This is a genomic window from Nocardia sp. NPDC058499 (assembly GCF_042719915.1).
Lineage (GTDB): Bacteria > Actinomycetota > Actinomycetes > Mycobacteriales > Mycobacteriaceae > Nocardia.
The window spans coordinates 159,950-166,381 of record NZ_JBHXMZ010000005.1; the positions used below are offsets into that span (position 1 = coordinate 159,950).

The following is a 6,432-nucleotide window of genomic DNA, read 5'->3' on the forward strand; positions in this document are numbered from 1 at the left end:
TTCCTTTCGTCCTGGTGAATTCACGGCCGGCAATCGCCGACGGCACTCATGGTACCGGCCCGTACACCGGGGTGCACGGGCCGGTCGGCGGGCCGTCCGCTCACCACCCGCCGGGCAGCGGGCGTCCCTCGGCGAATCCGGCGGCCGACTGGACCCCCAGGACGGCGCGGTCGTGGAACTCGGCGAGGGTGCGGGCACCGGCATAGGTGCAGGCACTGCGGACGCCGGAACAGATGTGGTCGATCAGGTCCTCGACGCCGGGCCGCTCCGGGTCCAGCAGCATCCGGGAGCTGGAAATACCTTCCTCGAACAGGGCTTTACGGGCGCGATCGTAGCCGCGGTCGGCGGCGGTGCGGGCGGCGACGGCGCGTTTGGAGGCCATCCCGAAGCTCTCCTTGTAGGCGTTGCCCGCCCGGTCCACGCGCAGATCGCCGGGCGATTCGTAGGTGCCGGCGAACCAGGAACCGATCATGACATTGGATGCTCCCGCCGCGAGCGCCAGCGCGACATCGCGCGGATGGCGGACACCGCCGTCGGCCCAGACATGTGCCCCGAGCTCCGCGGCCGCGGCGGCGCATTCGGCCACCGCGGAGAACTGCGGTCGTCCGACCCCGGTCATCATCCGGGTGGTGCACATGGCACCGGGGCCCACCCCGACCTTGACGATATCGGCACCGGCCGCGATCAGATCCCGGGTGCCTTCGGCCGAGACCGTGTTCCCGGCCACGAGCGGCACGCCCAGGCCCAGGTCGCGGATGGCGCGCAGGGTTTCCAGCATCTTCACCTGATGCCCATGGGCGGTGTCGACCACCAGGAGATCGGCGCCGGCATCCACCAGCGCCTTGGCCTTGGCCGGGACGTCACCGTTGATTCCGACGGCGGCCGCGATCCGCAGCTTTCCGTCGCCGTCCACGGCCGGGGTGTAGATCCCGTGCCGCACCGCGCCGGTGCGGGTCAGCACACCCGCGAGGGTGCCGTCGGGGGCGAGGAGCACCGCCAGATCGGCATGGGCGGCCTCGAGCCGGTCGAAGATGTAGGACGGTTCGGCCGTGGCCGGGGCGGTCACGAAATCGGTGGTGGCGATCTCGTGCAACCGGGCGAACCGGTCGACATCGGCGCAGGCCGCTTCGGTGACCACGCCGACCGGCCGGTCCCGGTCCACCACGATCACCGCGCCGTGCGCACGCTTGTGGATCAGTGCCATGGCATCGGACACCGAATCGTCCCGGGTCAGCGTGACCGCGGTATCCGCGATGAGCGAGCGGCTCTTGACGAACGCGATGGTCTCGGCGACCGCGCTGTTGGGCAGGTCCTGCGGCAGCACCACGATCCCGCCGCGCCGGGCCACCGTTTCGGCCATCCGCCGCCCGGCGACCGCGGTCATATTCGCGACCACCAGCGGAATGGTGGTGCCGGAGCCATCGGACGTGGTGAGGTCGACATCGAACCGCGACGCAATGTCGGTGCGGTTCGGGACCAGGAAGACGTCGTTGTAGGTCAGGTCGTACGGCGGGGTTTGTCCGGGGAGAAACTGCACTGCACCCATGGTAATCGGGACCGGACCGCGGCGGGCGGTCATTGCCCCCAGGGCCCCCGATCGGTCGGCGCCGCACGATCGCATCGCGCTGCCCGCCGTCCGTTCGTGCGGCCGCGAAGCCGCGCCGGGCGTTTCGGGTGTACAGAACTATGCTGCCGCGAGTGACCGGGCGACGAGGACCGGCGACTCTCGTCGCCGCGGGAACAGGGGCGCTCCTGCGTTGCGATCCGGTGTGTCACAGCGGCGAGCCGAGGGCGGGCCAGTCCTGATACCGGTGGGGAAGAAGCACGAGGGGCATTGTGCCCTCACAGCTGTTCCGGTGGCCGTTGTGATGGAGCGGCGGTCGGCTGCGGGAACGATTACTTCTTCCGGCGTCGATGTGGGCGGCGTGCCCGGGGCGCGTCGGCGGTGCGATATCCGCGTCCGGCTCCGCTTCGCGGGCGGGTATGGCCGGGGGCTGCCGGTTCGGGGGCGGCGGGTGCGGCCGTGGGGGAGCGTGCGCCGGTGAGTTGCTGGAGTTCCCGGTCCTGGGGCCGGACGGTGTGGGTCACGACTTCGATGCCCGCTGCTTCGGTGAGGGCGGTGACCTCGGCGCGCTGCTCCGGGGTCACCACGGTGACCACCGTGCCGGTGGCGCCGGCGCGCGCCGTGCGGCCGGCGCGGTGGACGTAGTCCTTCGGGTCGGTGGGCGGATCGGCGTGGACGACCAGGGAAACCGCGTCGACGTGGATACCGCGGGCGGCGATATCGGTGGCGACCAGCGCCGGTACCGCGCCGTCCGCGAACGCCGCCAGGGTGCGCAGCCGCCGGCTCTGCGCTTTGCCGCCGTGCAGGGCGGCGACCGTGACCCCCTGGTCGCGCAGCCGGCGGGTGAGTTTCTCGGCACCGTACTGCGTGCGCACGAACAGTAATGTGCGGCCCTCGCGGGCGGCGATTCGCGCGAGCACGGCCGGTTTGTCGGCCGTGTCGACGTAGAGCAGATGGTGGACCGCGACGGCCGCCGTGGGCTCGGGAGCGACGCTGTGGGTGACCGCGTTCCGCAGGTAGTGCCGGACTAGGCCCCGGACGGATTCGTCGTCGAGGGTCGCCGAGAACAGCAGCCGCTGCCCGTCGGATGGGGTCGCGTCCAGGAGGTGGCGCACCTGGGGCAGGAAACCGAAATCGGCCATGTGATCGGCTTCGTCGACGGCGGTGACCTGCACCGCGTCCAGTACCGCGGCGCCCTGCTCGACCAGGTCGGTGAGCCTGCCCGGGGTGGCGATCAGCAGATCGACACCGCGCTGCAGTTTATCGGCCTGCCGGCTCGCGGGCATACCGCCGACGGCGGTACCCAGCCGCAGACCCAGTGCGAAGGGCTCCAGCGCGCGTTCGATCTGCAAGGCCAGTTCGCGCGTCGGCGCCAGGATCAGCCCGCGTGGGGACCGTGGAATCGCCGGCCGCCCCGCGAGGCGGGCGAGCATGGGCAGCCCGAAGGCGAGGGTTTTGCCCGACCCCGTCGGTGCGCGACCCAGGACATCGCGACCGGCCAGTACATCGGGAACCGCCGCCTCCTGGATGGGCAGTGGGTCGGTGAGACCTTCCCGCCGCAGCGCCTGGACCGTGAGTACGGGCAGGCCCAGGCGGGCGAACGGGTGCTTCGGGGGCGAGCTCGCGGATTCCGGCGACTGCCGCTGGGTGGCGGATATCGGATCAGGCACGGAAGAGCCGGCTCAGTTCGACGAGCCAGGGAATCGCGACGGCCAGCGTCGGCACCACCAGGATGGCGAGCGAGGCGAGATAGGCGGCCCCGGCGATACGCATATCGCCGAGCGGCCCGGCCAGGCGCTGGATCCGGATGAGGGTGCTCGGGCCACCGACCGCGAGCGCACCCTGCGGGGCGGTGGATTTCGAACAGGCGACCAGCGCCCGGGCCAGCGGTTTGGGTCCGGTCACCTTCACCGCGGAATCGTCGGCCAGGAGCTCGATCAGCAGTTTCACCGAATCCAGTGCCGATTTGCTGCGGACGAAGCGGGGGAAGGCCTCGTGCGCCGCGGTGAACGCTTCGAGTACCAGATCGTGGCGGGCCCGCAGATGCGACCGTTCATGGCTGAGGATGGCGGTCAGTTCCTGTTCGGTGAGATTGTCCAGGGTGCCCGCACTCACTACGACCCGGCGCCGCAGGCCGGGCAGGCAGTAGGCGATGGGTTCGGTGGCCGAGAGCACCCGGATATCGGCGGCGCGGCGGACCGGTCCGCTCTGGTCGAGCAGGTCAACGAGCATGCGGTGGCGGGCCCGCCGCCGCCGGGTGTGGATCCCGACCCTGATCGACGCGTAGACGAGCCGCGCGCCGACCAGCAGGGTCAGCATGAAAACCGAGACGTAGGCCAGCCACAGCGGCAGGCCGAGCGCATCGATTTCATCGGTGGGCTTGGTGGTCGGCCGGCCGTCGGGGCCTGGGACCAGGAGTTCGGCGGCGATGGCGAGCCCGGAACTGAAGGCGCTGAGTACGGCCGCCAGTGCGATGGCCTGCCAGAGGACGAGCGCGGCCCGCGGCACCCGGTAGGTCCAGGTCGCACGGCTGAGCGCCTCCGGGACGGGACCGGCGAGAAGCAAGGCAAGTACGGCGAATGCCGGTGCTGCTGCGTTCATCGACTCTGCTCACTGCGTTGTGGGGCCAGGGTCCGAGCTCACTGCGGCGGTGCGGTGTCCTCGGTTGCTTCGAGCTTAGCGAGCGCATCCCGCAGGGCCGCAGCCTCGTCCTTCCCGACCTGCTCAACGAAATGCACCAGGGCCGCCGCCCGGCTGCCGGCCTCGTCGGCTTGCTGCAGCGCATCCATCATGAGTCCGGCGACCAGCTCGTCGCGGCTGTGTACCGGAGCGTACCGGTGCGCGCGATCATCGCGCCGTTGCACTACGAGATTCTTCTTCGCCAGTCGCTGCAACACGGTCATCACCGTGGTGTACGCGAGTTCACGGCGCGCCGACAGGGCCTCGTGCACCTGCCGGACCGTTTGTGGTTCGTCGGCCGACCACAACTGGTCCATAACCGCTTTCTCGAGTTCACCAAGTCCAGCCATCTCTCGATTTTACGACCTCAACGACACTTGGGCGTACTACAGGGTGTCGTAACCGCGTGGGATTGGTCATAGCTCACAGTTCGCCCGCTCGGGCGGTGATCCCCGGGGTGGTGTGTGAGCCGGATGGTGCGCATTCGATCGGTTTGCGCGAAATACTTGCTAGGTCTGGTTAGGCTAACCTATCTTTCGATCATGCCGCTGCTGCAACGCCGATCCCGAGGAGGTTCGAATGTCCGAACTGGCCACTGTGCGCATCCCCCGTCCCTACGAGGCGGCCTTCGGTTCGGCATGTTCCCGGTTGCGGGCGCTGCAACCGGAACATCCGCGGGTGTACGCCGCCGCGGCCATGGCCGATCAGGGCAAACGGCGCTGGTGGGCGCTGTCCACCGGTCTGCGTGAGGGGCGGATCGACCTGATGTACCGCCGGCACGCCGCCGAGATGATCAGCGCGACCGCGGCCGCCGAGGTGGTCGCCACCGCCCTGATTCATGCGGTGGTCGGCCGGGTCGCGGCGCTGTGGGTCGCCGACGGGCGGGCGTGGGATCCGGGGCTGGAGAACATCTGGATCCATACCGACAACGACGGCGGTATCGACTGGGCGGGTCTGGCCGATACGACGATCCGTGTGGTGGACGGGGATCCGCTGGCCGATTCGCCGGATGTGGTGACGTTGCCGTGTGAGCGCGCGATGTGGGTCTGGCTCGCCTACCGCTGTGAACCGTCGCTTCTGCTGGCGCAGGGTGCACTGGCCCGGTGTGCCGGCTTGAGTTCGCGGCGCTTCTGGGCCTTGGTCGCCGAATCCGTGTGCGGCGCCACGACCTATGTACCCGCGCTGGCGGGTGCCGATCCGGTGGCGGGCGCCCGGCGTGGCGAGGGCCTGCTGACGGCCCTCGAAGATCGCGGACTGGCAATCCGCCGCGCCCAACGTGTTGCCTAGTTAGGTAAGCCTGACCTATACTCAGAAGCGGCGTACGGATCGCGCGAGAGTCCCGAGGGCTGCGGTGACCCCCGATCCAAACGCGCGGCGGGCTCCACCTGTTGGTGGGGCCCGCCGCTTACATTCCGGACGTCAGGCCCGAGCTTGCGTACCACCCCGAGCAGCCGCTGTTGCCCGCAAGGGCAGGCCCGGTCCGAAGGCCGAGTGGGGCGCAGGAGCTCGACCTGGCCGGCGCCGGAGGGCGCGGCGGATAGCCCGGGACGTATATCGGGCGACCGTTCCGATCCGGCTCGCGGCGGCCGTGCGATTGTTGAGGCATGACCGAACAGCAGACCCGGCTCCCGCAGTCGATGGCCGATCTCGGCCCCGAGGAGCTGAACGAGATCAGCAAGGGCACCTTCGCGGACCTGATGGGCCTGAAGGTGACCGAACTGGGTCCGGACCGGGTACGGGGTGAATGGGTCGTCACTCCGCAGCATCATCAGCCGGCCGGGATCCAGAACGGTGGGGTCCTGTGTACCGCCGTGGAAACGCTCGCCAGCACCGGTGCCTCCGCCTGGTACGGGGACCGGGGAATCGTGGTCGGAGTCAACAACTCCACCGACTTCCTGCGGGCTGTGCGCGAGGGCAAGCTCACCGCCGAAGCCACCCCGATCCATCGCGGCGGGATGCAGCAGCTGTGGCAGGTCCTGGTCACCGACGAGGAGGACCGGCTGGTCGCGCGCGGTCAGGTACGGATACAGAATCTGCCGCATCGGTCCTGAGATCGGGCGGCATAGCGGCGGTCGAACGAAAGACGGGCCGGGGGGGGGGGGAAAAAGAGGACCCGGGCCGCGGACCGAGAAAACCAGAGGCCCTCTCTTCTCCCACAACCCCCGCCCTCCCACGACCGCCCATCAGGG

6 protein-coding genes are annotated in these 6,432 nt (G+C 69.8%); 2 read left to right on the forward strand and 4 right to left on the reverse strand.

The window, feature by feature from the left end:
• Positions 1 to 100: 100 nt before the first annotated feature.
• The 4 genes from ACFWPH_RS17260 to ACFWPH_RS17275 form a co-directional block, all read right to left on the reverse strand.
• On the reverse strand, positions 101 to 1,537 hold the full coding sequence (locus tag ACFWPH_RS17260; RefSeq protein ID WP_378752062.1) for a GuaB1 family IMP dehydrogenase-related protein: 1,437 nt from the start codon (positions 1,535 to 1,537) through the stop codon (positions 101 to 103).
• 359 nt (positions 1,538 to 1,896) lie between these two features.
• On the reverse strand, positions 1,897 to 3,234 hold the full coding sequence (locus ACFWPH_RS17265; RefSeq protein ID WP_378752064.1) for a DEAD/DEAH box helicase: 1,338 nt from the start codon (positions 3,232 to 3,234) through the stop codon (positions 1,897 to 1,899).
• Entirely contained in the window at positions 3,227 to 4,165 is a 939-nt protein-coding gene (locus ACFWPH_RS17270; RefSeq protein ID WP_033246210.1) for a M56 family metallopeptidase, read from the reverse strand. Before ACFWPH_RS17270 ends, ACFWPH_RS17265 begins: the two co-directional genes overlap by 8 nt.
• A 38-nt stretch (positions 4,166 to 4,203) precedes the next feature.
• The gene (locus ACFWPH_RS17275; protein ID WP_033246209.1) at positions 4,204 to 4,593 is read right to left on the reverse strand and encodes a BlaI/MecI/CopY family transcriptional regulator; all 390 of its coding nucleotides are present in this window, start codon (positions 4,591 to 4,593) and stop codon (positions 4,204 to 4,206) included.
• A 229-nt stretch (positions 4,594 to 4,822) separates the two neighbouring features.
• Here ACFWPH_RS17275 and ACFWPH_RS17280 point away from each other — a divergent pair, with 229 nt between their 5' ends.
• Together ACFWPH_RS17280 and ACFWPH_RS17285 are read left to right on the forward strand one after the other, a co-directional pair.
• Positions 4,823 to 5,530 (forward strand): hypothetical protein, encoded by a 708-nt coding sequence (locus tag ACFWPH_RS17280; RefSeq protein ID WP_378752067.1) that lies wholly within the window; start codon positions 4,823 to 4,825, stop codon positions 5,528 to 5,530.
• 317 nt (positions 5,531 to 5,847) lie between these two features.
• Positions 5,848 to 6,294 (forward strand): PaaI family thioesterase, encoded by a 447-nt coding sequence (locus ACFWPH_RS17285; RefSeq protein ID WP_378752069.1) that lies wholly within the window; start codon positions 5,848 to 5,850, stop codon positions 6,292 to 6,294.
• Positions 6,295 to 6,432: the final 138 nt, after the last annotated feature.

What these genes read in the sequence shown, in the direction of transcription:
- ACFWPH_RS17270 (WP_033246210.1), bottom strand. Translation starts at nt 4,165, where the DNA reads ATGAACGCAGCAGCACCGGCATTCGCCGTACTTGCCTTGCTTCTCGCC.
- ACFWPH_RS17275 (WP_033246209.1), bottom strand. Translation starts at nt 4,593, where the DNA reads ATGGCTGGACTTGGTGAACTCGAGAAAGCGGTTATGGACCAGTTGTGG.
- ACFWPH_RS17280 (WP_378752067.1), top strand. Translation starts at nt 4,823, where the DNA reads ATGTCCGAACTGGCCACTGTGCGCATCCCCCGTCCCTACGAGGCGGCC.
- ACFWPH_RS17285 (WP_378752069.1), top strand. Translation starts at nt 5,848, where the DNA reads ATGACCGAACAGCAGACCCGGCTCCCGCAGTCGATGGCCGATCTCGGC.